The organism is Sphingomonas sp. SORGH_AS_0950, from assembly GCF_030818415.1.
Taxonomy (GTDB): domain Bacteria; phylum Pseudomonadota; class Alphaproteobacteria; order Sphingomonadales; family Sphingomonadaceae; genus Sphingomonas.
In genome coordinates this window covers 4,057,208-4,082,859 of the sequence record NZ_JAUTAE010000001.1, presented here as the reverse complement: position 1 = coordinate 4,082,859, position 25,652 = coordinate 4,057,208, and the positions used below count along the sequence as shown (strand labels likewise).

11 protein-coding genes and 2 pseudogenes are annotated in these 25,652 nt (G+C 61.8%); 5 read left to right on the top strand and 8 right to left on the bottom strand.

All coding sequences use genetic code 11. The features are described from left to right. Window positions 1-315 precede the first annotated feature (315 nt). Together QE385_RS18405 and QE385_RS18400 are read left to right on the top strand one after the other, a co-directional pair. Entirely contained in the window at window positions 316-834 is a 519-nt protein-coding gene (locus QE385_RS18405) for a hypothetical protein (RefSeq protein ID WP_307104366.1), read from the top strand. Beyond that, complete coding sequence (locus QE385_RS18400; RefSeq protein ID WP_307104364.1) at window positions 831-1,070, top strand: hypothetical protein; 240 nt, start codon at window positions 831-833, stop codon at window positions 1,068-1,070. Before QE385_RS18405 ends, QE385_RS18400 begins: the two co-directional genes overlap by 4 nt. Window positions 1,071-1,403: 333 nt before the next feature. Here QE385_RS18400 and QE385_RS18395 read toward each other — a convergent pair whose 3' ends face one another. Both QE385_RS18395 and QE385_RS18390 read right to left on the bottom strand, forming a co-directional pair. Beyond that, window positions 1,404-2,645, bottom strand: coding sequence for a hypothetical protein (locus QE385_RS18395; protein ID WP_307104362.1), 1,242 nt, complete (start codon window positions 2,643-2,645; stop codon window positions 1,404-1,406). 357 nt (window positions 2,646-3,002) lie between these two features. Continuing rightward, the gene (locus tag QE385_RS18390) at window positions 3,003-3,518 is read right to left on the bottom strand and encodes a DUF1643 domain-containing protein (protein ID WP_307104360.1); all 516 of its coding nucleotides are present in this window, start codon (window positions 3,516-3,518) and stop codon (window positions 3,003-3,005) included. Between the two features lie 438 nt (window positions 3,519-3,956). Between QE385_RS18390 and QE385_RS18385 the strand changes: the two genes are divergently transcribed. Next, on the top strand, window positions 3,957-4,973 hold the full coding sequence (locus QE385_RS18385) for a restriction endonuclease (RefSeq protein WP_307104358.1): 1,017 nt from the start codon (window positions 3,957-3,959) through the stop codon (window positions 4,971-4,973). 67 nt (window positions 4,974-5,040) lie between these two features. Here QE385_RS18385 and QE385_RS18380 read toward each other — a convergent pair whose 3' ends face one another. Next, on the bottom strand, window positions 5,041-11,091 hold the full coding sequence (locus tag QE385_RS18380) for a hypothetical protein (protein WP_307104356.1): 6,051 nt from the start codon (window positions 11,089-11,091) through the stop codon (window positions 5,041-5,043). Window positions 11,092-11,547: 456 nt separating this feature from the next. Then, window positions 11,548-12,922 (bottom strand): annotated as a pseudogene (locus tag QE385_RS18375) (transposase). 497 nt (window positions 12,923-13,419) lie between these two features. On the opposite strand from QE385_RS18375, the gene QE385_RS18370 reads away from it, so the two are divergent. Then, window positions 13,420-14,349, top strand: coding sequence for a DUF1837 domain-containing protein (locus tag QE385_RS18370; protein ID WP_307104354.1), 930 nt, complete (start codon window positions 13,420-13,422; stop codon window positions 14,347-14,349). Next, window positions 14,349-16,457, top strand: coding sequence for a DEAD/DEAH box helicase (locus tag QE385_RS18365; RefSeq protein WP_307104352.1), 2,109 nt, complete (start codon window positions 14,349-14,351; stop codon window positions 16,455-16,457). Before QE385_RS18370 ends, QE385_RS18365 begins: the two co-directional genes overlap by 1 nt. Before the next feature lie 506 nt (window positions 16,458-16,963). On the opposite strand, the gene QE385_RS18360 is transcribed toward QE385_RS18365, so the two are convergent. From QE385_RS18360 to QE385_RS19910, 4 genes and pseudogenes are all read right to left on the bottom strand, one after another. Next, the gene (locus QE385_RS18360; protein ID WP_307104349.1) at window positions 16,964-17,179 is read right to left on the bottom strand and encodes a hypothetical protein; all 216 of its coding nucleotides are present in this window, start codon (window positions 17,177-17,179) and stop codon (window positions 16,964-16,966) included. 89 nt (window positions 17,180-17,268) lie between these two features. Continuing rightward, window positions 17,269-17,679 carry a hypothetical protein gene (locus tag QE385_RS18355; RefSeq protein WP_307104347.1) on the bottom strand — a complete coding sequence of 137 codons (411 nt, stop codon included), beginning with the start codon at window positions 17,677-17,679 and terminating at the stop codon, window positions 17,269-17,271. Between the two features lie 49 nt (window positions 17,680-17,728). Next, the gene (locus QE385_RS18350; RefSeq protein ID WP_373424736.1) at window positions 17,729-25,279 is read right to left on the bottom strand and encodes a cadherin domain-containing protein; all 7,551 of its coding nucleotides are present in this window, start codon (window positions 25,277-25,279) and stop codon (window positions 17,729-17,731) included. Between the two features lie 9 nt (window positions 25,280-25,288). Beyond that, window positions 25,289-25,384 (bottom strand): annotated as a pseudogene (locus QE385_RS19910) (hypothetical protein); the annotation flags it as partial. Window positions 25,385-25,652: the final 268 nt, after the last annotated feature.

Here is a 25,652-nt window from a genome sequence, read left to right as displayed (position 1 = left end):
CTACGACGTTATCGGGCGTAACTCGTGGACGAGACCATGCATTATTTGAGGTGGCATGGTGGCCAGTTTCGCCCGAAAAAAAACCGGCCGACTGCTGCGGCATTCCTGCCAACAAGCGAGAACAGCATCCTTCAATCCATAAAGCGGACGACCTCAAAAATTCAGACAGCCGAAGCAATTTTTTCATCCTTCTGTCCGAATATGCCGGCTGGTCCGCTTTTATGATTGGGAGGCATCGTCATCTCGTCCGCTCCCCCCTCAATCGTCGACGAACCTGCCGGCGAAAGCCATTATACGCGGGCCGAGATCGGCGTAATGCTGGGCGCGCTCACCGATTCGGACAGGCAGCGGCTCCTTGCTTCGTCGCGCTATCTGGCACGCGACCGGTATATCTTCGCCGCGGATTTACGTCAGGAAGCCTTCGTCCGAGCCCTTGAAGGGCGGCGCAAGTGCCAGCGTAGCTGGAACGTCACCGACTTCCTCGTCGGGATCATGCGCAGCCTGACCTCCGCTGAGCGTGAAGCTGATATGGCCGGCCACCGTCCAGTGCTAATCGGCACATTCGGTGAGGGTGGCATTGATCTGGCTTCACTTGCGCCCTCGCCAGAGCAGCTTGGACATGACGCCATATATTACCGCCGCACGATCGCTGCGATCCGCGAGGCGATCGACCGCGACCCCCGCCTGATGGCGCTGGTCGACGCGTTGCTGGATGGGGCCAAAGGTGCCGAGCTTCAGCGGCGGTTGGACATCGATGCGACCGAGCTTGCTTCACGCCGCAGGCAGCTCAAGCGCGTGTTGAATAACGCTACAGCGAACAGGAGCGTACCGTGATGCCGCAGGATGTTGAACTCGAGCAGCTACGGCTAATCGACGACTTCCTCGAGGGCGACAGCGATAATCCCCTCCCAAACGAGGCATTTGACGCCGAACTCGAACAAGCAGTCGCGGCGGCCGAAAAGTCGAAGCTGCGGCGCATCCGCGCCGTTTTCGAGCGCGAAAAGGACGTCTTGTGGAAGGCATCTTTTCACAATGCTCGGCTGCTTTTCGGAAAATCCGACGCACTCTGAAACGTCCAGCGACTGGCCTCGGCAACCAGCTTAACTTCGCAACGCCAAAATGACTGGACCGCTGGCTAGAAGAATGACCCACTTTCGGCCGTTCACGGCTTACTCTCAGCTTCTCAACTTCGGCAATTGGTTCATCCCGCGAAAGCGGTCGCTCCGGTACGGATATACCGTCCGGTTTGGGGCATTCGCGGTTACAGAGGGAAGGTCAGAACCGACGCCCGCTACGGTCCCCGCAAAATTCAAACCGAATCGCGAACACCATTTAATGCTGATGCCAGCGGCGACGTTCGGATTTGGCGGCTTAGCGAGCTTCTCTTCCACCCCCCAGAAGCGTCAGGTCCCAGACGTTGTGCGCGCCAAACGCTGTTCGAGACGATGCGCCAGCCAGTGGAAAGAGTGATCAGCGGTCAGCGCGAGCTCTTCGATTAGATCGTGAAGCTGCACGGCCGCGTCGCGCTGCTGTTGGTAGAAGCGCTCTATGTAAGCATGCTTGAGCGGCTTGCCGTCACCGTCGATGTCCGGCGCAACCGCCTGGACATAGCGGATCGGGATATTGGCAACGAGAGCTGTACCGCGGCCAACAAAGCAGCTGGGCTGGATATGGCCCGACATCATATTGTGGGTGAGATCGTTCCGCATCACGCGCAGCGCGAAGAAATTGCCGGACTCCACATTCGGCAGCGCATAAGGCAGGTAAGCGGCACCGATATCAGTCGGCTCCGCTGCGGCGCCCTTCGGAAACGGCTTATAGGCCTTGCCGGCCTCATGGTACGGGAAGTAGAGCTTGCCAGGGAGATCGGCCATGCCAAACGGCTCACTCACCAGATAGACGAAGACTCGATACAAGAGATCCAACGCGGTCGCCACCGCGCCGACCCCGTCGGCAAAGGCGCCATGCACCCGCTCGGCCGTCATAGAACTGTTGACGATCTCCTCGCCGAGCGCGAGCGGCGGATAGTAACGACTCCCCTCGTTTGCGAGAAGGATTCGGATCTGCGCTATCATCCTGTCAGCATGATCGAAGGCGCGCAACAATGCGGTTCGGGTTTGCTCGATGAGAATGTGGGCGTTCCGTGCGAATAAATGGTGGTAGCCGGCGGTCCCAATCGCGAAGTCAGGCTTCGCAACGCGGGCAGCAAAAGCCGTTGCGTCGACCTTACCGTCGCGCACGCCGTCGATGATTGCGAGCAGTTCCTCTTCCATCTCCAGCGTCCATGCGGTGCCGGTTACGGCCTTGGTGAGGCCACGCAGCGCATTGTCGATCCGATTGGCCGCGCCCAGCAGCGCTTCAACAAAGTAATCGGCCGAGATGATGTGTCCCGCCGGTTCAGCGACCTTGAAATGCAGACGGCCGTTCTTGCCGTGCAGCCGGCCATTCAGATGCTTCTCCACCCAATCGAGTAGATCGTGATCCGAGAGGGGCACCGCGGCGCTCAATTCGTCCACCCCGTCAGCGAGTTGTAGCGGGTCAGCGAGCTGAGCCTTTGGCCCAGTGGTCAAATCGTACCAAGTCGCAGCATCCAGCGGTTCGCATAGATGCGCAGCAGCAATTCTCAGATGGGTCTTGGTCGACATTGGATCTCCGGTGACCTTCTCTTGATATTGAGCACGTCGTTTCAAGGCTAATGCGGGCGGGCGATGTGACAAGCGTTAAACGGACTTGCTGGTCGATCAAAAGCCGTTGAGCAGCGTCAAGAAAAAATCATCTCCGGTCATTCGCAGCCCGCTTTCAGTTTCCCGAGTTCGGACGTTAATTCCTCGGCTTGGGCTGCCGAATCGAGCTGGGTGGCCAAGTAGCTGCTCGAGACCGTGATCGAGCACTTAGGGCTCGATGGGATGCCGGCTAGGAGCCTCGCCCTGGAACCCGTCGCTGGCGCTGACGACTAGGCACTCACCCCGGTGGAACGGCTTCCTCCTTGAGGATCACCAGCTTCAATAATCCCACCGTACGTATGGGTGCCTGTCACCGTCGCCCGATCTGCTCGGATGCCTTGGCGTCCGGTTGGCCTTCGTCAGATCGCCGAACCGATGTAGCTCGACGCCCGCCCCGCGGGCCGCCGCGAGCGCCCAATCCTGCTTGTGCCTGCCGCTCTCGCCCCAGCCGGCTAGGACGGGCCAGCCCTCACGCGCCGCCTCACTCAGGACCTCGACGATGCGTCCCTCGTTCGCCTCCCGAATAGCGATCGTCTCGCGAAGGGCTGGGCCGACCTTGCTGGACCTCAACGCATACAGGTTGATGATCCTGAAGCCGTCGAGTTTCAGCCTGTCGGCTTCGACCATGATCCGCCGCACCGTCGGATCAAGAACGATCTCGGTCGCGGTCGACGGGTTCAGCAGCCAGCCCACCAGCAGCCGTCCGTCGCCCCATCTCCAATGCAGGTCGAAGCGGTGCCGTTCGTCATCACTGTACCAAGCTTCGGTGCGGTGGGTCGCGCTTTTCTGGATCATCGTCTTGATTCGCTGGTCGGTTCACCGCCGATCGCATGGACGTGCTGGCAAATCGATCCGTTCTATGCGCCTCCGCCGCCAGTCATAGGATCGCGGCGCCTTCCAACAAGCCGCTACTGCTGCGGCGCGCGTTGGCTCCCCCGGGGATCCGCTGTAGCCTGAGGCCGTGGCGCCGAGATGCTCGCGACCGGTTCACGCAGCTCCACCTCGACGCTAACGACCCAAACTTGGCTGTTCGCACGTGCCTTCTCGCTTCCCGGAAGCTGCCGCTCGTTCATATATCCAACCTCGGCGACCGCGGCGTCGATATCTACGTTCCCCCGTGGCAGATGCCTCACTTGCGCGTTGAACGGCAGCGTTCGGAATTGATCATTGAAGCGACGAGGTGGTAACCCCACCGCTTAGCTCAGCGCTTGGCGTTCAAACGGAGTGGCGCGATTGTCGAATCTAGCATCGAGTGGCGAGCCCTTCGACTTCAACGCACTCAATTATCAGGATTTCGAGCTTCTCGTGGGCGCGCTGCTCTCACGATCCGGGTTGTCTATAATCGCACAAGCACGGCTGGGCCAAAACGCCCCTGACTTCGAACTAGTATCCTCCACCGGCGAACGCATGATCGTCGAAGTAAAAAACTATAGGCGACCGATCCCGAGTGCGATCGTGAACCAGTTTGCCAGCGACGTGGCTCGCGCGAGGATCCAGACGCCCGATACCAAGGGTCTGTTGGTCGTGTCCGGCGACCTGTCCCCGCGGGCGCGGCAAGCTATAGAGAAGCAGGATGGACTGGATGTATGGACAGGAGACGACCTTAGGCACCTCCTGCAGCGCTTTCCAGATGTTGCGCAAGCTGCGTTCTCGAGCGTAGCGGCATCGCAGTCGCTCCAGATTATGATGGCAGCGGCCTCGACCCAACCCCCGCGCCCGGTTTTCGCGCAATTCGAAGACCGTCTCGACGCCATCAAGGCAGGCAAGGACGATTGGAGGAAGTTCGAGGATTGGGGGACTGATATCCTGAGCGAAATCTTCAAACCTGATCTAGGGCCACCAGATCAGCAGACGCGTAGCGACGATGGCCTAGACATTATGGACGCAATTTTCCCGATCCGTAGCGGAAGCCCGCCATGGGCGCTGGTGCGCGCCGAGTACGGAACGCGCTTCGCTGTCGCTGAGTATAAGAACTACACGGAGCCGATTGGGCCCAAGCAGGTCGAGTCCATCCAGCAATATCTCTGGATCCCGGCGAAGCGGCAATTTGGCTTGCTGGTGTCGCGCGAGGGGCCAGCGCCTCAGGCGATTATTCAACGGCGCCGGGCCTGGCTTGAGCAGCAGAAGATGATCGTTTTCCTTACCGCGGCCGACCTCATCGGGATGCTCGAGATGCGCGAGAATGGCGAAGAGCCGTTTAACGCGATCGACGCGCAGCTTGAAGAGTTTTTCCGCACGCTCAGTCCATAGCAGGCAGGAACGAACAAAAGGGTACCTTGCTAAACCTCGATCTGATCGCACCGCTCCTCGCCATTCTTCAAGGGCATGCATTGAGATAGAGATAGAGCCGCCAGAGCGCTTCGGCGTGGATCACACCATTGCTGCGGATCAGCCGGTCGACAAGTTGGCGCAACGTCGTCACCGCTGCCGGCCATTCCTCGACCGCGGCGACTATCCCGGCCTCGAACCGTTCGAAGGCCCCCGCTTCCTCGATCCCGGCGTAGCACGCGGCGAGTTCGAGTATCTCATGCACCGGATCGAGCGGACTGCCCTCCTCGGTGTCATTGGTGAGGTCCGTAGAAACACCCGACAAGGCCGCCTGCCGCGCCAGCGCCCGGATCACGTCGAGCGCGCGACCGTGCTCGGCCTGCGGCAACAACAGCCCGATCGTGCGGATCATCGCCCGCGGCACCAGCAATCCGTCGCGTGGCCCAAAGGTCAGTCCGTCGAGATCCATCGTCCGTACTAGGTCCTGCACGACTGCTTCTTGCTCTGGCGACAGACCGGTCCTGGAATGCTGCATCAGCATCGACCAAGCGAGGCCGTCCTCGCGATTGGCCCGGATGTCGCGGATCGCGTCATAGCCCAGGCTCTCCCGCTTCTCCATTGGATCGCCGATCAGCGCGTCGAGCGCCGGGGCATGCGCGGTCAGGAAGCTGCCGAGCAAATTTTGACCGATAAAGTTACGCAGGATCAGCGCAGGTATTGCCAAAGGCTCTCCCATTTCTACCACGCTAAACCCCGCGACGAGCTTCTCGAGTTCGGCGTCATCGACAAAATCAGCCACCGGTGCATCGCCGATCAGCGCGCCGAGCATGTGGAACAGCAAAGCGTCCGCGGTCATCGCGCTTGATGATGCCGCGTCGCGATCACCGAAGCGTTCGATGTTGATGCGATCGGCGATATTTTCGTCGAAATGCCCTTCGGAGAAAAAGCGGGTCAAGAGGTACGGATCGGCCCGCCACCGCAGGAACGTGTCGAGGACGCTATTGGCATGGACCCAGGTCAGCACCAGACGATCCGCCATGCCCAGCGCTCGGAACTCCTGATCCTGCCAAAATGCCCGCACCGTCCAGCGCAGGATGGCGGAGAAAGACGGCCCTGCGACGCGAACCTTCGCGATCAGCGCGCCGAGCAGCGCCTGCCGCGCCGCGGCGTCCGCAACTGTCGGCAAGGCGATCTCGGTCTGCCGATAGAGCGCGACCGGCGTTACTGCGCGATCGAGCTCAGCCTGGATGTCGGGGGTGAGCGCCAAGTCGCACAGATCGAGCAGACCCGCGATCGGCAGGCCGCTCAGCCGACGCAACGCCACGACCGAACCGACGTCGCCGACCAGCCGCGCTGCCGCTGCGCGCAGCCGGTCGGTGAATGGCGCGTCGCCGGGCTCGAGCCGCAGATAGTTCAGCAGGGCGCTTGCAGGCGGCGGGAAAAACGCGCCGAGCGAGATCCGCAGTTTGGACTGGAAGGCCGCGTCGAGGTCGACATAGACCGCTTTGGCGCTGCGCTTGCGTGCCGCAATCAGCGCGCTGATCAAGTGATTGGGGGTGCGCGCCGCGCGGCCGTCGGCCGCAAATTTCTCAAGTTCAGCAGGCGTGAGTTCGAGTTCGGCGAGCAACTGATCGTAGCGATCGAGCGGACGCACCTGCGGATCGAACAGGCTGCAGAGGGTATCGGCGAGCCGGGCGCGGACCCCGCCGCTGATCGCAACGCCACTGTCAATGCGCACGATCCGGCACTTCTTGCCGTCGAGGGTGCGGACATTGGTTGGGCCATAACACCTCGCGGTCCGCACCGCGCGCCAAAAGCGATCGGCTTCAAACCGTTTGTCACGAATGGTGACGACTTCGTCAGAGCGCAGGCCGAGATAGGCGCCGATCGGGCGTGTTGCGAGCGCGCTCAACAGCGGCTGCGGCAAGGCCGCTGCGCGCAGCTTGAACAATCGAAGTTCGAGGTTGGGCCGCGTGGCGGTCGGATCACGGCCCGTCAGCCGCGGCAGATAGAGCTCCTCGATGTGATCGGCGATGCGTTCGAGGATGTCGGGATCGCCCTTCTGATGGGGCGCAAGGGCTGACAGCCAGAACCAATTGGAGAAGGTGCGCCGCCGTACTCGGCGCAGACCCGGCGGCAAGTTGCTCGGGAACGCCAGCGTCTCGACAGCGGACTGGAAGCAAAGCGAGGCGAGCATGCTCGCCGAGTCACCAGGCTTCTCCTCGGGGATAGCGCGGAGCGACCGTTCGATCCGCAGGGCCGCCCACACCCATTCGGACCGCGCGACGCAGGTCTCCGCCGTCTGCGCGGGGTCCGACCAAATCGCCGCGAGGCATTCCTCTGCGAGCTTCATGTCGGCGAGAACGAGGCGGGTTTCGTCGGGCCGGCGATCGTCTGGATCGTCGCCTGCCCCGACCTTCAGCCGCGCGTCCATCAGCCGCTGCGCCGCGCGGTTGCGGCGCAGCGCGCGGAGCGCTGGCGTTTCGCGCAGCGTGCCATCGACCACCGGCGCGGCAAGGATCGCCGGGATCACGTCGGCGGTTTCGAGTTGGTTCAGCCCCGCGCCCTGTCCGAGCAACCGGCTCAGCCGCGCGCGCGCGTCGGCTTCGCTCAGCACGCCATCGGCAACGAGCGCGTCGAGGACGTCGAGCAGCTCGACAATGACATGCGTGCGATTGGCAGGATAGCCGGTGAGATTGCGGTCCTGATACCATGATACGGCCCCGTCGATCTCCTCGGCGTTGAGCAGGTCGATGAGGCACAGGGTTGTTGGATTGCGGGTATTAAGCGTGTCGATCTCGCGATCGGCATGGCGCCGGATCAGTTCGTAACGGCCGGCCTCGATGCCGAGGCGGATGCGCTCGCGCAAGTTATCCAGGAACGCGGCCCGCGTCGCCTTGGCTTCTTCGGCGGCAGCATATTGGCGAATCCCGCGCGCGACCGCGGGATCGATTGCGATATCGAAACCGAGACACAGGGCTGGAAGGATATCAATTTCGAGGAGTTGCTCCGCGGCCGCGCCCGCGAGCCATAGGCCTTCGCCCGCGACCAACGGTGTGAGCACTTCGCGGGATTCTGTGTCTGGTGCCGCCATCGCAGCGCGCGCCTGCAAGGCCATGGTCTCGTCGATCACGCCTGCGGCAAAGGCGGCATCGACCAGCTGCCGCACATCAAAATCCATATCCCGATCGCCGTCGGTATCGCGCAATGCGACGACGCGATCGGTATCTCTGCGCGCTCGCTCGGCTAGACTATTGCCGATCATGTCGGTCAGCCGGCGCAACAGGGCGAGCCGGGTTGGCTGACTCGGCGCAACACGCCGATGCATGTCGACTAGCGCCGCGGGCACCGCAGGCGATATACGTATTGGGTTGGGATGACGCTCAACGATATCGAGGAGGTCGGCGTGCGCGGCGACGAGCAACGCCGAGATGTCCATGTGCAAGCGCCACCGAGACCAGGGCAGCCCAACATCGAGATGGCGAGGGCGTGCGCCATTGCGCCATAGGCGCAACTTGAGTGGTCCGCGCTCGCTGTTGGGTGACTCGAGCAGCAACGCGTCGAGTGTCACATTCTGGTTCTCGGCAAGCAAATGCGCGGGGATGCGGCCGTCGAGATAGAGAGCCCAATGCTCCTCAGCGGTGGCATTCTGCGACGCAATGAAGTCGGGCAGATCGGCAACATCGAATGTGCGGATCGAGCCGGTACCATCTTCTGCCGCGCGCGCAACGTCGAGGTGGAACGGCGCGGCTTCTCTTTCCAGGCCGAGCGAGAAGGCCTGAATATAGGCCGAGACGGCAAGATTGCGCTGCCCGTCGCGGGCGACCGCGAAGCGCCATAATTCCCGGGCCAGCGCCATGTCGCTGGCCCGCAAGGTCTCGACCCAGACCATAGCGGCATCAGGCGCAAGGTCGGCGCTCCGCATAAGGTCGCGCACGATCCGCGCGGCACCCCCGGTGTCGCCAATGCTGGCGCGGAGTCGGGCTTCGAGGTGGCGGTCGACCGCAGCGCCGGATTCGGCGCTGAGCGCCCGCGCAGTTTCGAGCGCGCCGACCAAGTCGCCGGCGCGCTGCTGCTGATCGGCGATGAGGCGCCGCACGTCCGGTGGTGGTGCGCCATTGCGGAAGACGTGACGATGTTCTTCGACAAAGGTGACGAGTTCACCCTCAACGCCCGTTGAGGCAACTAGATAGGCGACGATCCGCACCGCCTCAGCGGTCGCGAATGCCAGGATCGTATCGCGGTGCGGCTGCAGGATGGCCCATTGACCTTCGGCGGCAATCAACTGTGCAGCGGCAAGCGTCTGTGGGTGCCCACCTCCCGCCAAGACGTCGAACCCAGCCTTTACGCCCGACCAGTCGTCGCTGGCGCGCGCGGCCTGAATATCGTCGACGAACGTATCGGTCGCCAGCACCGGCGTGCCCGTATCGTCCTCGCCTGCGTCTGCGGCGAGCCGCGCGATCCAGGTCTCGGCCTCAGTGTGCGCCTCGCCGGACTGCGCGTCGAGATGGGTCTCGAGGGCGGCCCGCGCCGACCGGGTATCGCCCCCGGAAACCAGCAGAAGCGCGTGAATGCGAACATCGATCTGTTCGGTCGTGCCCTTGGCATAGATATCGGTATAGCGGCGTCGACTCTCCGCGAGATCCACATCGAAGCGACGCGACAACGACCAAGCGATCGGCATCGGATCGCTGGCATCCTCGGCGATCAGCGTCCGGGCCAGCGCTTCGGCATCCTCGCGCCTGTCGAGCTGGTTTGACAGAGCGGCAAGCAGCCAATGGCGATCGCCGCGGTCGCCGACCCGGTCGACGAGCGACTGAAAACCCTGCGTGGCTCCCACCAGCAAGTCATGAGCCTCGTCGTCGTCGCGGACGAGATCGAAATCGACCGGACTCGCGTTGAGGAACCATTCGGGAGTAAGGACCGGAGACAAGGCCGCAGCATAACGGGCGATCGCGACGGTGCGGATCGTCGCGGTCCAATGCCCGGCCTCGCGTTCGAGTTGCTCGACCAAAGCGAGTGCTTCGACGCGCTTGTTGCGCATGAGCAGCGCCCAGGCTTGCAATCGGACGGTTTCAGGATCGAGCTCGTCGCTCGCGAGGATGGCGAGCACGTCTTCCGCCCCATCGACATCGCCGCTCGATAGCAGGAGAGCCGTCTGCAGCTGGCGTCCGTCGCGCGTCGATGGCGTGCCGAGCACGGCAAGCCCGGCAGTGGTACCCTCACGCTGCATCGCGATCCGCGCGGCGATACGGGGTTCGGCCGCCGGCTGGATCGCGGTCGCTTCGGCATCGAGTGTGGCAGCGCCGTCAAGGTCGTCGCGATGCAGCGCCGCCGAGGCGGCGAAGCGCAGGACGCGAGCTTGGGCGCCGGGATCGAGCTGCGACCAGAGCGGTTCCGCGCGCAGTTCGGCGAGCGAGCGTTCGACCGCACCGAGATCGCCAGCGCGTAAGTCGTCGAGCGCACGCGCAACCTTCTGCTCGGCCTCGCCCGACAGTAGCGCCCGCAATTCGGCGATCTGACTGGCGCCGACCGGCTGCGTGCCGACCGACGATCCGACCGGTTGCAGCGCCTCGCGCTGCTGAGGTCCGCAGATGATGTCGACCCAAAAGGTGCCAAGGTAGGTCGCGACGATGCCGCGGTGCGGCCGCATCCGCTCAATCAGCTGGGTTTGCCCCCACAGTTCATAATCGACGCCGATCGCGCTAAACCTTTCGCGTTCGGTGTCGGCCTCATCGCTGACGTGCGTGGGCGCGATAGGCGCGGTGGTCGTAAGGATGAAGCGCTTGACGCCCTTGGCCTGCCACTTGCTCGTCCAGTGATCGAGGAAGGCCGTCGACCATTTGGCGAGGTCGCCCTTCTTGATCTCGATATACGCCTTGCAGGAGGCGACATCGCAGCCCCCGCCCTTTAAATCGGCCTTAGTATCGATCCCGAACTGCGTTTGGCCGGGAGTGCCATATTGATTTGCCGTCACCACGTACGGTTCGTGGTTTAGCAAAGCTTCGGTCAGACGTTCGAGCTGCTGCCAGTCCCAGCCTTCAAGCCGGGGTGGACGCGTCTCCTGCTGAGGCAGATTGATATTGGGTGGCTGGTCCATCAGTCGCGTCCAGACATCCCGCCGCGATTGCTGGTTCTCCGGCCATTGCACGACCGTGAGTTGCCGGGAAATTTACCGCCAATAAACATCGCTTCATCTGCTTGATGCGTTGCGGGAAAAGCAAGCCCGTGCATCGAAGGCGATGAAATTGTTTGGGATGCGATGCCTGCTTCTTATCACCCCAACTCCCTCGATAAGCGCCGAAAAATGGAGGCCGGCAAGCGATCAATTGCTATCTTTGCGGGAATGTCCGCGCTTGAAATTGATGCCGCGGCTGTTGAATGATCCAAATTGCGGGCGCTTTCCTGACGGAGCGGGTCATAGGCAGCTTCCGTCAGTAGCAGACATTCGCGGTAGCTGAGCTGAACGACCGCCTTTCGTCGATTGTGTTGAAGAAGTCGGGGTGCAGACCGGAGGCAAGTGGCGGCTGAGCTGCGGCGGAAGCCGCTGATCGGCTCAGACGGGTAGTGGCTGCGCCGGCATGGGGACGAGCTTTGCCATCTTGCGCAGGTTATGGGCGGTGGCTGCCATATGGAACGCGCCCCTGGCACCATTCGGCCCGCGCAGTCGCAATCGGTCGAGCTTCAGGATGCGTTTGAGGTGCGCGAACAGCATCTCGACCTTCTTTCTCTGGCGCCGCGAAGTGACGTAAGCGTCGGTGGTGGCAATGTCGCGGGCCAGGTCGCGAGCCCCTTCGTGGATCGAGCGGGTGTCCTTGCGCCGGCATGTTGGGCGTGCAGCGTTCCCGCAAGGCACAGCCGCCGCAGTCCTGCTGTCGCGCGCGATAACGGATGAAGCCGTCCTGGCTGACATCGCCCCGGGCGGTTGCGAAGTTGCGGTTCCTGGGGCGCAGGCGTTTGCCGCCAGGGCAGACGTAGCTGTCGTCGTCATGGTCGTAGGTGAAGGCATCGCGCTCGAACGTGCCGTCGCGGCGCGCGGACTTGTCGAACATCGGTATGTGCGCCTGGATGTCGCGTTCGTGGACCAGCCAGGCGAGCATCTCCGCCGAGCCGTAGGCGGTGTCGGCGGCCAGCCGCTCGGGCCAGACGCCGAAGCGGTCTTGCACCCGCGCGATCATGCGCTTGCACGCGGTGACCTCGGCCTGGCGCACTGCGGTGCTCGCTTCCACGTCCATGATGACGGCGTGGTCGAGGTCGATGAGATAGTTGGTCGAATAGGCATAGAAGGCCGGCCCGCGATGCGCGCTGGTCCAGCGCGCTGCCGGATCGGCCGGCGCCAGATACTTGGGCTCCACCGGTGTCGCAGCACCAAATGCGGCATCGTCGAGCACGGCCAGATACTCGCGTACCGCACGGCTGTCGGCGTCCGGTGCCAAGCCGTCGCGGCCCGGGCCGCCGGTCTGGCGATTGGCATCGGCGCGGATCAGGCTGGCGTCGACCGCGAACCCTTCGCCACCCACTAGCCCCTCGGCCATGCAGCGCGCGACCGTCGTCTCGAACAACCGGCGGAGCAGATCGCTGTCGCGGAAGCGCCCGTGCCGGTTCTTCGAGAAGGTCGAGTGGTCGGGCACGTCGCCGTCCAGCCCCAGCCGGCAGAACCAGCGATAGGCCAGGTTCAAATGCACCTCGTCGCACAGCCGCCGCTCGGACCCAATGCCCATGCAATAGCCGATGATGAGCATCCGGATCATCAGCTCGGGGTCGATCGAGGGGCGGCCCGTCTCGCTGTAGAAGGGTTTCAGCTCCTCGCGGATGCCCGACAGATCCACGAACCGGTCGATCGAGCGCAGCAGATCGTCCGCCGGCACGTGCCGCTCCAGGCTGAAGCTGTAGAACACCGCCTCCTGCGCCACCGTCCGCTCGCCCATCATCGGCCCGTCTCCGCTTGCCTCGCAGAGATTGAATCAAACCATCGACACGACTGCAAGCCGGCGTTTTTCAACACAATCGGGCGATAGCTGCCACCCGCTTCGTACTGGCGCTGACCCAGAAGCCGCTATTCAGGCCGCCGCTTCGCTTTCCAGCACCGGCGATTGGCCGTTTCAGACCCTATGCGCCGCATCAAAGCTTGCAGGACGGCGATCCTCCGAACGGCGATGCAAATGCCCATTGTCCGCAACGGAAGCTTGACCCATAACTTGTTCCGGTTTCGTTCCAGAACGAAACCTGCCGTACAAATCTTAAACGGCATCGACGAAGAAAGGTGATGCAAGTGGTCGCACCTAACATGCTTGACACCCACTCTTTTTCTTGGGAGCCGTACATCAGGCGATTGGGGGCTGGTGCTTATCTTGATGCAGCAGGTAATCAATCCTTTAGACACGCGGTTCATTGTCTTGCTTCGATCTGGTCAGAGGTATTCCGCTGGATGACCGCCATCGCCTTCGAGACCGTTATAGACGACTCACTGTCGACGATCACGAATGTCGTCCAGTTGAAGGCTATGATAAACAAGCGCCTCCTGAGCTTAGTAAATGACTTCGAGGACGGCAAATGGCGCAGTAGTCGTTTCCAAAGCTATCTATGGGATAACATCGCTCAAACCGCGCTTTCGGAGCGCGAAAGGCTTGCCTTGGCGGATCAGAGCCACTCGGCTCTTGTGGCTGCTGCTCGGAATCTCAGACTCACCGACAAGGACGAGGTTGGCCAGGGAAGCGAGATTGCGGAGGTTTTCCTCTACGGAATAATGAAAAATCACTTCGGAGCGCTGCCAGTCGTGCCGAAGATATTCTACAAGCAGAATGTTCAGGATAATGCGAAAGGTGCTGATAGCGTCCACATCGTTATCAGCGAAGATAGCCAGGACTTCACGCTGTGGTTCGGTGAAGCTAAATTTTATAATTCAATCGTCGATGCACGTTTGGATGCAGTGGTGAATTCAGTCTACGCAAGCCTCGACACGGGCAAGCTAAAAAAAGAAAACGCCATTATAACTAACGTGTCAGATCTTGACCGGCTAGTGCTATCCGGACCCCTTCGGATGAAGATCAAGGCGGCACTTAGTAGCCAGGTTTCGATCGACCATCTGAAGCCAAAAATCCACGTACCGATTCTTATTCTTCACCAGTGCGCAGAGACAGCAAAATGCGTCCAGCTCTCGAGCGAGTATCGGAATGCGATATCCGCCCAGCATAGGGAGAGGGCCGAAGCCTACTTCTCAAAACAGATATCCGGATCGTCACGGGTTCACAGGTACGGCGACATCCACTTCCATCTGATCCTCTTCCCAGTTCCCGATAAGAAGGCGGTTGTGGAGACCTTCCTAGGAGCGGTTTCCTACTTCAAGGGAGCGGTGTAATGGAGGTTTTCGCCGCATGTTCAGAAGTGAACGACCTCATCGAAGGCGGTAACGACCTCGCCGCGCGAAACATGCTGATACGGCTTCTGGGCGATCTGGACCGTAGCAGGACCCCCTACCCTCAGGTCCTGAACCAGCTGATCCGGACGGCGGGCCTCTTCCCCTATCTGCAGCTTGAGACTGCGTCATGGGATCAGAAGTTCGTCCATGAGGCGTTCGCGGTGGATGTCGGCAACCGGACCGCCACGCTGCATCGCGAGCAGTCCACGGTCCTGTCGAAGCTTCTCGACGGCAGGAGCATAGCCGTGAGCGCCCCTACGAGCTTCGGAAAGAGCTTCATTATCGACGCGTTCATCGCGGCGAAGCGACCGGACACCGTCGTGATCATAGTGCCCACGATCGCGTTGATGGACGAGACCCGACGTCGCCTGTACAAGAAGTTCGCGCGCCAATACGGCATCATCACCGCGCCTGACGCCCCGCTCGAAGCGCGGAACATCCTGATCTTTCCGCAGGAACGCGCCTTCGGCTACATTCAAAAGCTAAAAAAGATCGACCTCCTAGTCATCGACGAGTTTTACAAAGCGAGTATCGTCCACGACAAGGAGCGGGCCCCGTCACTCATTAAGGCAATCGTTCAGCTGTCTCGCAGGTCTGAACAGCGCTACTACTTGGCTCCAAACATTAAGAAACTACAAGACAACGTCTTCACGCGTGACATGGAGTTCCTGGAGCTACTCGATTTCAACACCGTCTTCCTCGAAAAGCACGAGATCTACAAGGAGATTAACGGCGACGCGCAGAGGAAGTCCGAGGCCCTTCTGTCGATCATCTCGTCGCGGAAGGAGAAGTCGCTCATCTACGCCGGGACCTACGCAGAGATAAGAAGGATCGCCGATCTTGTCGTGGCCCGACTGGACAAGGTCGATCGACTTCACACCAACCATTTCGCACGTTGGCTTCGAGACAACTATCAGCGGGATTGGGTTCTGGCCGACCTCGTGGAGCGGGGTGTCGGCGTCCATAACGGCCGGATGCACAGGTGTCTCAGCCAGCTTCAGGTCCTGCTGTTCGAGCATGAGAAGGGGTTCGACAGCATCATTTCAACGTCTTCGATCATCGAAGGCGTCAACACATCCGCACAGAACGTCGTTATCTGGAAGAGCAAGCTTGGACAGAACAACCTAAAGGATTTCACGTACAAGAACATCATCGGTCGAGGTGGTCGAATGTTCAAGCACTTCGTAGGCCACATCTACCTGTTGGATTCGCCGCCGAAGGAGGAGGATACGCAGCTTCAGATCGAGTTTCCTGATTCGCTTCTAGGAGGCCTCGACGAGACCCAAGACCGCGAAAGCCTGACCGAGCGCCAGATTGAGAGGATCATCGAGTACAAGCGTAAGCTTTTAGACATCGTTGGTGCGGACAACCTCGCGCGGATCAAGAGAGACAACCTGCTGCAAGACAGCGACGCAGACTTCCTGCTCAAGACGGCCAGTGACATGAAGGACAACCCCGAGGATTGGAAAGGCTTCGGCTACTTGAACTCGAGTAATCCCTCCGAGTGGGAGCGAATGCTCTACAAGGTGATTGCGCTCAAGCCCTCCGGATGGGACGCTCCCCATAGTCGCGTGGTCGCCGTGGTCAAGGCTCTTGCTGCGAATTGGACGACGGACATGCCGACGATGCTCAGGCGACTGTCAGTCGAAGGGATCGACATCGAAGCCTTCTTCCAGCTCGAGAGGACGGTCACGTTCAAGCTTTCCGCTCTTCTGAGTGACGTCAACGAACTTCATAAGATGATTGTAAACCCCTCCGTTGACATCAGTGGCTTCCTTGGAAAGGTGAGCCATGCGTTCTTGCCTCCGGCCGTCCACAATCTGGAGGAGTACGGCCTTCCGCGGATGATCTCGCGTAAGCTGCACAAAGCACGCTTCGTGAGTTTCTCGCAGCCCGATCTCGACCTCAGGGGCGCGCTGGATCTCTTCCGCAGCAAGGGTCTCGACGCTGCACTCAAGGTTGAAGGCCTCACGGCGTTCGACAGATTCGTTCTCAAGTTTTTTTATCATGGCATAACGCCGGACGACACGTCTTCGACACCGGCGTAGCTCTGCAGCCCCTTCCCTTCATGCCTCAGCTCGCCATATCAACGGGCGGCAGCTTAGATCGACCGCTGGCCGAAAGCGGACAAGCCCCTATCCACCAGCTTTGTCTTGACGGATGGCAAGTAGCGGGCTCATATCGTCATGCACACGGGTACAGGCCGTGTGTACAAACTGATGGGTAAGCAACCCACGAAAACCGCAGAATTACATGCTTTTTATGCTGGATAAACGCCTCCCGTAGGGGTCACCATTGTCAAGGCGAAAGCCGCAGAAATCTGCGCTTTTTGCGGACATGGTGCGATTAGCGACATCGTCTGGTCCATTCAAAATAGTCTGACCGCGATGGCTCAAGGCGCCCCCTCATCGATCGAAATTTGTCGCTTCGGGCATGCCATTGCGTCTCACATTCCCGCGCTAGCCATGTTCGAGAACAGGTTGATCCTGACCGAATTATGCCACTCGGCCTGAAGGTTGTTATGCACCTGCAGCGAGGGCGGAAGCCTGGTTCATCATGATGTAGTCCGGCGAGCTTCGGCGTAACGCTTATAGTCTTCGTCGAGGCGGCGAAGCGGGTTGCCGATGCAGATCACCGCTCGCCCCAACCTTATGGCAAACGGACAAAGCCGCGCTATAAGGACAGCCAGCAGATGACCCGGCAAAGTGACGGCCATGTGGATCTTCGAGGCCTTCTTCGGCTTGGCCCCGGCCGTCAACCAGCCCTGCATTGTTACATCGTTACCCAGGCGGCAAATCGTTGGGCGTCCACCGCCACGGGGCGATTGTCTTTACGAAGCTGCAAAGGACGTTGAACACCTCACACAGGTCGTGACTCCTGCTGGCCGACATCCTTGGTAAAATAGCGGGCACGGCACATTCGGCGGCCATTCTCGCCGCATATGTCTGAGGGATATGGCTTGCGGCAAACGCCTATCCCATCACGGATGAGCAGTAATCCACGCAACTCCACACCAGCCTCTATTTTGAAGCTCTCCTCGTCCCGATTGTTCGGTTTCCAGCGATCGGACAGCTTCGCCGACCTGCGATCTTGGCCCCAGAATATCCACATCCCGGATAAGGATTCCTGAAGCGCTCGCCCGCCTCGTCCTGCGGATCGCACCACAGGATGATAAGCGGGCGAAGTTTTCGTCGGAACAGCGGTGGTGCCGCGTATTGCATCATAGAACCAATCGACGCCCGGCACACGACCGCTGACGACGAACGTCACGGCGAATTGCCGAGGCTTCGGACGGCTGGCGCAGCAACAGGCACTCGATTCATCCCGCAAGTGTCAAGGATGCGATCTGAAGCTGGTGACTGCTATCGCTATAGAAGGTGTATTCGTTGCCGTTCTGAACCACGTTCGCGCCCATCGTCAGGGTGTCGTTCCCGTCCGTATGCAACGTCAAATGAGAACTATTGCCTGCACCAGCCAGAGCGCGAATGAAATCCGCATCCACGGTCAGGTTCGCCCTGACATTGTTCTGCGTGAACGATATCTCTTCCACATGGCTTAGCACGGACGTGAGATCGGTGTTCGTGACTGAACCGCTTCCGGACGCAAGCGTCACCATGTCGTTCCCCGCCCCGCCGTCGATCGAAATTCCTCCCGACAGGCTGAGGACGAACTGGTCGTCATAATCCGTCCCGATGACCCGCTCGATACCGTTCAGCGTGTCGCCATTGGCGGCTCCGCTCGTACCGACACCCTGCCCCGGCCCCATGCCGAGCGTCATCCCGATGCCGGTCGTGGCATCGGCGTAACTGACGGTATCGGTACCGGTACCGCCGATCAGCGTGTCGCCCCCGCCATGACCGTTCAGCACATCGTCTCCGGGTCCAGCATCGATGACGTTGCTACCGCTGCTGCCGAGCAGGACGTCGTTGTACAACGATCCGTTTATGTTCTCGATCCCCGCGAGCACGTCGCCCTGGGCATCGCCGCCGACCCCCGGTGTTCCGTCCAGATAGACCGTCACGCCCGCGGACGACTGGCCATAATCTACTTGGTCGCTGCCATCTCCGCCATCGAGCCGGTCCGCGCCGACACCGCCGATCAGGATATCGTTTCCGCCCAAACCCGAAAGGCTGTCGTTGCCGACGCCGCCATTCAGAAAATCGTCGCCGCTGGTGCCGACAACCACCTCACCTTGCACGTCACGCACGGTGACATGGGCATGCTGAATCGTCACCAGCGTGCCGTCCGACACCAGCACATCGACGTCATAAATGTTGTTGCCATCAGCGTCACTGGGCGCCTCGAAGTCGGGGGCGTTACGGAAACTGATCGCCCCCGTGGCGGAGTCCACATTGAAGAGCGCGCCATCATTGCCGCCGCCCACCGCGTAGATCAACGACGCGCCCTCTGGATCACGCGCCTGGATCGTTCCGACCACAAGCTGGTTCTCGTCGATCGTGAAATCGCCGGAGGTGATGACCGGAGCCTCGTTGACGTCGGTGACGGCAACGCGGATCATCTGGCTGGTGGTTAGCGTGCCGTCCGATACGGACACCTGCACTTCGTTCAGATGGCTGCCGGTCTCATAATCCGGCGCGGTCTTGTACGATAGAACGCCGGTGGACGAGATCGAGAACAGCGACCGATCCGCCCCGCCCGTGATGGAATATTGCAGCGCATGCCCTTCGGGATCGCGCGCCGCGATCGTCATGACCGTCGTGCCGTTCTCCGCCACGGTCGCGCTGTTGGGCGAGGTGATTACAGGCGCTTCGTCCACGTCGGTGACGTTGACCGTCAGCGTCTGCGTCGTCGCCAGCGAGCCATCGGAGGCGAGCACCTTCACCTCGTAGCTATGCTGGCCGGCATCGTAATCGGGAGCGGTGCGGAAGCTGAGCGCACCGGTACGCGAGTCGATGGCGAAGACATTGGCGTCCGCACCCCCTGCGATGGCGTAGACCAGTTGCGCACCCGCATCGGGATCATGCGCGACGATCGTCGTCACCGCCGTCTGGTTTTCCGCCACCGTCACCGTCGCGGTCGGGGTCAGCACAGGCGCTTCATTGACGTTCGTAATCGCCACATCGAAGGTCTGCGTCGCATTCAGCGTGCCATCGGACGCCGCGATGGTGACCTGATAATGGGCCGCTCCGACCGTCTCATAGTCCTGTGGCGACACCAGCGACAGGGCGCCTGTCCGGCTGTCGATCGTGAACAGGGCGGAATCGCCGCCATTGACGATCGAATAGCTGACCGCGCCATGCTCTGGATCGACGGCCAGGATCGTCCCGACCGCCGTGCTGTTTTCCGGCACGCTGAGCGCTGCGCCCGTCACGAAAGCGGGAGCCTCGTTGACATCGGTCACGGTCACGGTGACCGCCTTGTCGCTGAAGAGCCCGGTCTGGTCTGTCGCACGCAACACGACCTGATACTGATTATCGCCATTCGCATCGGAGGGGGCGTCGTAATCCGGTGCCGCGACGAAGCGCAAAGCTCCCGTGCTGCTGTCGATCGTAAAGCGTGCCGCATCCGCTCCACTTGCGATCGACCAGCTGATCGTATCGCCCGCATTGGGATCGGTCGCGGTGGCCGTCGCGACACTGGTCCCATTCTCGGCGATCGTGAACGTCGTTGGCGAGGTGATCGTCGGCGGCCGCTGATCGCGCACCACGTCGATGGTCATCGCCTGTGTGGTGACATTGGTGCCGTCACTGGCCGAGACGACGATGTCATAGCGGTTGTTGCCGCCCAGGTCCGTCGGGTGATCGAAATCGGGCGCCGCGATGAACCGCAACACGCCCGTCGTCGGGTCGATCGTGAACCGTGCCGCGTCGGTGCCGGACAGGCCATAGCGCAGCGTCTGTCCCTCCGGGTCCGTGCTAGCCACGGTGGCGACCGCCGTCGTCCCTTCCACCACGGTAGCCGCCGTGGTGGAAGTGATCTGGGGCGCCTCGTTCACATTGGTTACCGTCACGGCCAGGTTCTGCGTCGTGACGTTGGTGCCGTCGCTTGCCGACACCGTCAGATTGTAGACATTGTCGCCGCCCGCATCCTGCGGTGCTTCAAAGTCGGGGGCGGTGCGGAAGGTGATCGCGCCGGTCTGCGCATCGATCGCGAACAGTGCCGCGTCGGTGCCGCCCAGCGAATAGGTGAGGACCGCGCCCGCATCGGGGTCGCTGGCATGCGCCACCTGCACCGCCATGCCGTTCTCCGCCATCGATACCGTCGTCGGTGTCGTGAACACCGGCGCTTCGTTGACGTCGCCGACATTGAAGGTCAGCGTCCGCATCTGCGACAGGCCATGCGAATCCGCCACGGTCAGCGTCAGGCTGCGCGTCGCCGCCTGCTCATAGTCGAGGCTGACGCCGTCTTTCAGACGTACGGTATTGCCGTCGACCATGAAAAGCGCCGCATCCGTACCGCCCAGCGTATAGGTCAGCGTATCCCCGGCATCGGGATCGCTGGCCACGAACGTTGCCACCGTCGCCGCGACCTGGTTCTCCATCACCGTGCCGACGCCGCTCAACGTCAGCGACGGGGTCTCGTTGACGTTGGTGAGGGTCACGGCCAGGTTCTGCGTCACGACGTTGGTGCCGTCGCTCGCCGACACCGTCAGATTATAGACATTGTCGCCGCCCGCATCACGCGGTGCCTCAAAGTCGGGCGCGGTGCGGAAGGTGATCGCACCGGTCTGCGCATCGATCGCGAACAGTGCCGCGTCGACGCCGCCCAGCGAATAGGTGAGGACCGCGCCCGCATCGGGGTCGCTGGCATGCGCCACCTGCACCGCCGTGCCGTTCTCCGCCATCGATACCGTCGTCGGTGTCGTGAACACCGGCGCTTCGTTGACGTCGCCGACATTGAAGGTCAGCGCCCGCGTCTGCGACAGACCGTGCGAGTCCGTCACGGTCAGCGTCAGGCTGCGGGTCGCCGCCTGCTCATAGTCGAGGCTGACGCCGTCCTTCAGGCGTACGCTATTGCCGTCCACCATGAAAAGCGCCGCATCCGTACCGCCCAGCGTATAGGTCAGCGTATCCCCGGCATCGGGGTCGCTGGCCACGAACGTCGCCACCGTCGCTGCGACCTGGTTCTCCATCACCGTACCGACGCCGCTCAGCGTCAGCGACGGGGCCTCGTTGACGTTGGTGAGGGTCACGGCCAGGTTCTGCGTCGTGACGTTGGTGCCGTCGCTCGCCGACACCGTCAGATTATAGACATTGTCACCGCCCGCATCCTGCGGTGCCTCAAAGTCGGGCGCGGTGCGGAAGGTGATCGCGCCGGTCTGCGCATCGATCGCGAACAATGCCGCGTCGGTGCCGCCCAGCGAATAGGTGACGACCGCGCCCGCATCGGGGTCGCTGGCATGCGCCACCTGCACCGCCATGCCGTTCTCCGCCATCGATACCGTCGTCGGTGTCGTGAACACCGGCGCTTCGTTGACGTCGCCGACATTGAAGGTCAGCGCCCGCGTCTGCGACAGACCGTGCGAGTCCGCCACGGTCAGCGTCAGGCTGTGGGTCGCCGCCTGCTCATAGTCGAGGCTGACGCCGTCCTTCAGCCGTACAATATTGCCGTCCACCATGAAAAGCGCCGCATCCGCACCGCCCAGCGTATAGGTCAGCGCGTCCCCGGCATCGGGATCGCTGGCCACGAACGTCGCCACCGTCGCCGCGACCTGGTTCTCCATCACCGTGCCGACACCGCTCAGCGTCAGCGACGGGGTCTCGTTGATATTGGTGAGGGTCACCGCCAGGTTCTGCGTCACGACGTTGGTGCCGTCGCTCGCCGACACCGTCAGGTTGTAGACATTGTCGCCGCCCGCATCACGCGGTGCCTCGAAATCGGGGGCGGTGCGGAAGGTGATCGCGCCGGTCTGCGCATCGATCGCGAACAGTGCCGCGTCGGTGCCGCCCAGCGAATAGGTGATGACCGCGCCCGCATCGGGGTCGCTGGCATGCGCCACCTGCACCGCCATGCCGTTCTCCGCCATCGATACCGTCGTCGGCGTCGTGAACACCGGCGCTTCGTTGACGTCGCCGACATTGAAGGTCAGCGCCCGCGTCTGCGACAGGCCATGCGAGTCCGTCACGGTCAGCGTCAGGCTGCGGGTCGCCGCCTGCTCATAGTCGAGGCTGATGCCGTCCTTCAGGCGTACGGTATTGCCGTCCACCATGAAAAGCGCCGCATCCGTACCGCCCAGCGTATAGGTCAGCGTATCCCCGGCATCGGGATCGCTGGCCACGAACGTCGCCACCGTCGCCGCGATCTGGTTCTCCATCACCGTGCCGACACCGCTCAGCGTCAGCGACGGGGACTCGTTGACGTTCGTGAGGGTCACAGCCAGGTTCTGCGTCGTGACGTTGGTGCCGTCGCTCGCCGATACCGTCAGGTTGTAGACATTGTCGCCGCCCGCATCATGCGGGACCTCGAAATCGGGCGCGGAGCGGAAGGTCAACGCCCCCGTGTTGGGGTTGATCGTGAAGAGATTGGCATCCGCGCCGCCCGCGATCGCCCAGTTCAGCGTCGTGCCCGCATCGGGATCGCTGGCGGTCAGCGTTCCCACTACCGTTCCGTTCTCCGCCATCGAGAGGGTCGCTGGCGAGGTGATGACGGGCACTTCGTTGACGTTGGTGACGGCGATGGTCACTGTCTGGATATGGGTCGATCCGTCCGCATCGGTCGCGGTCACCTGGACGCTGCGGGTCGCCCCCGCTTCGTAATCCAGCGCCACCCCGTTGGCGAGGACGATGGTGTTGCCCGACACCGTGAAGGACGCCGCATCGGGACCCCCGGTGATCGCATAGGTCGCGCTGTTGCCGTCCGCCATCGCCAGCGTCGCGGCGACGGTGCCGGCGGCGCTGTTCTCGGCGATGGTGCCGGTCGGCGTGATCGTCATGCCCGCAATCAACCGCGCCGCGCTTAGCGTGCCGTCGTCGAACCGGAACCTTTCGACATTGGTGACGGTGTCGTTTCCGTCCGGCCCGTTGATCGTATAGGTCCGAGTGTCGATATTATAGGTGACGGTATAGGCGGCGCGATTGCCGGAATAGATGGCGGTGTCCACGCCCCCACCCCCGTCGATACGATCGTCACCGGCGCCGCCGCGGATGACATCGTCGCCACCCCCGGTGATGGGGTCGGTGCCCTTGCCTGGGACAGCGACGTTGTCGATCACGAAGCTTTCGTTCGTCACCGCCTCGTTCATGTTGGATCCGAAGCCAAGCGTCAGGACTCCCGAAGCCGGGGTCGGAACCGTCAGCGTCAGTGTCAGCTTGGTATCGAGCCCACCCCCACTCCAGCTATTCGAATAGTTCCCCGACGTCATGCTGCCGGTCCAGGTGGCACCGTTGACGGGCGTGATCGTGAAGTCGGAGAGGCTGGACGAACTCATCCCGCGCGGCGCAACGATCATCAGCGTTGCGACGCCGTTCACATAGACATACACGCCTTCGTTCGTGTCGTACGAGTCGAGCAAGTAAAGATCGAAACTGACCTGAGTCGTCCCCGCCCCGGGGGCATCCAGAATGTAACTCTTGCTGATCTGCTGCGAATAGACGTTGGTGTTGCCCGAACCGGCGAACGGTCCCAGAACCACGCTGCCGTCTAGCAGGGTGTAGGTGGCAGGAACCGACCCAGCCGCATTCTTCCAGCCCGATGCTCCGGTATCGAAGGTTTCCAGACCGCTGGTTCCAAAGGCATTAGTGTCGCCGCTGATCGTGTCGTCGCCGTCACCACCATTTATGACGTCGTTGCCGCTGCCGCCGATGATCGTATCATTGCCGTCGTCGCCAGAGATCCGGTCGTTGCCGAATCCGCCATCCATAACGTCGTCGCCACCGCCGCCCGACAGGGTGTCGTTGCCGCCGGCATCGGCAAAGACCACCTTGTCGATCAGGAGGCCGCCGCCTGCCGTGGTGAATTCGATCTTGTCGCTGCCCCCCGTGCCGGTGACGAGATAGGCGAAGCTCTGCCAGCTATTGGCCGCATTGGCCGTATCAATTGTGGCGATGACCGTGCCGTTGAACAGCACGTTGACCGTACCAGTTGTAGTTGCGTTCCAGTTCCCCAGATCAAATTTCAGGATATAGGTTTCACCGGCGGTCGTCGTGACGTTCTGCCAGACATCGGCGACTTGCCCCGACTGAAGGCGCATCGCCTGATTCAGCGGCGTTCCGTCGGAGTTGGTATAGTTACTGAAGATATCGATTCTTCCGGCCGGACTGCTCCAGCCGGTCGCGGCGGTCGCTGCAAAGGACGTATTGCTACCACGCGCCGCGCCGGTATAGGATTCGAAATTCCCGTTCACCAACAAATTGGCCGGATTGCCATAGGTGATCAGGTTCCTGAGATCGCCAGGGATCGCCCCGTCACCATAGATGGTGTCGTTTCCATCGCCACCAGCGATCGTGTCGTCGCCCAGCCCACCTGTCAGGACATTGGCGTTACCGTCGCCGGTCAACGTATCGTTGCCGACCGACCCGGTGACGCTTTCCATGCTGATCAGCGTATCACCCTGCGCATCCCCGCCCAGGACAGCGCCCGTGGCGAGGTTGACAGTGACAGGCGCTGCGGATCCCGCATAGGATGCGGTGTCCGAACCCGCCCCGCCATCCAGCCGGTCCGCGCCGATGCCACCGATCAGGACATCGTCCCCCGCACCGCCGGAAAGCGTATCGTTGCCCAGACCGCCGTCCAGCACGTTGTTACCGGCATCACCGGTCAGCGTGTCGGCATAATCGGTACCGGTCAGGTTTTCGATCCCCGACAGCGTGTCGGTCACCAGGCCGGAACCTTCCTGCCCCTTGGTCTGCGTCGCGAGCTGCTGAATCTCCGCCTGGGTCAGCGCGGATTTGAAGACGGCGAAGTCGTCCATCTTCCCATCGAGCGCGCGCGTGTTCGACCAGTCCCGACCGATATAGTTGTCGGAATAGGTTGGCGTTCGCCAATACCACGGTGTTTTCCGAATTGGCGACCACATTCCCGTTCAGATAGATCGTCATGCGACCAGCCTGATAGGTCACCGCCACGTCGTACCAAGTGCCTGGGGTTGTAAGGCCGGCGGCCGTCTGGGCCCCAAAAACGTTGCCGGTCACACCATCACGAATCTCGAAGTACAGCCCCCCCGACGTGGTGCGGTTCAGAAAGATCTGGCCGGCGGAATTGGTGGAGTTGCTGATCCCGAAGCGGAATATTCCCTCGTTCGAGCCGGCAGGCTGATCGAAATTGACCTTGGTAGCGATCGTGAA

Bases quoted from the DNA above. Each gene is read 5' to 3' on its own strand.
- QE385_RS18405 (WP_307104366.1), top strand. From the start codon at position 316: ATGCTGGGCGCGCTCACCGATTCGGACAGGCAGCGGCTCCTTGCTTCG.
- QE385_RS18395 (WP_307104362.1), bottom strand. From the start codon at position 2,645: ATGTCGACCAAGACCCATCTGAGAATTGCTGCTGCGCATCTATGCGAA.
- QE385_RS18390 (WP_307104360.1), bottom strand. From the start codon at position 3,518: ATGATCCAGAAAAGCGCGACCCACCGCACCGAAGCTTGGTACAGTGAT.
- QE385_RS18380 (WP_307104356.1), bottom strand. From the start codon at position 11,091: ATGGACCAGCCACCCAATATCAATCTGCCTCAGCAGGAGACGCGTCCA.
- QE385_RS18370 (WP_307104354.1), top strand. From the start codon at position 13,420: ATGACCGCCATCGCCTTCGAGACCGTTATAGACGACTCACTGTCGACG.
- QE385_RS18365 (WP_307104352.1), top strand. From the start codon at position 14,349: ATGGAGGTTTTCGCCGCATGTTCAGAAGTGAACGACCTCATCGAAGGC.
- QE385_RS18360 (WP_307104349.1), bottom strand. From the start codon at position 17,179: ATGCAGGGCTGGTTGACGGCCGGGGCCAAGCCGAAGAAGGCCTCGAAG.
- QE385_RS18350 (WP_373424736.1), bottom strand. From the start codon at position 25,279: ATGGACGACTTCGCCGTCTTCAAATCCGCGCTGACCCAGGCGGAGATT.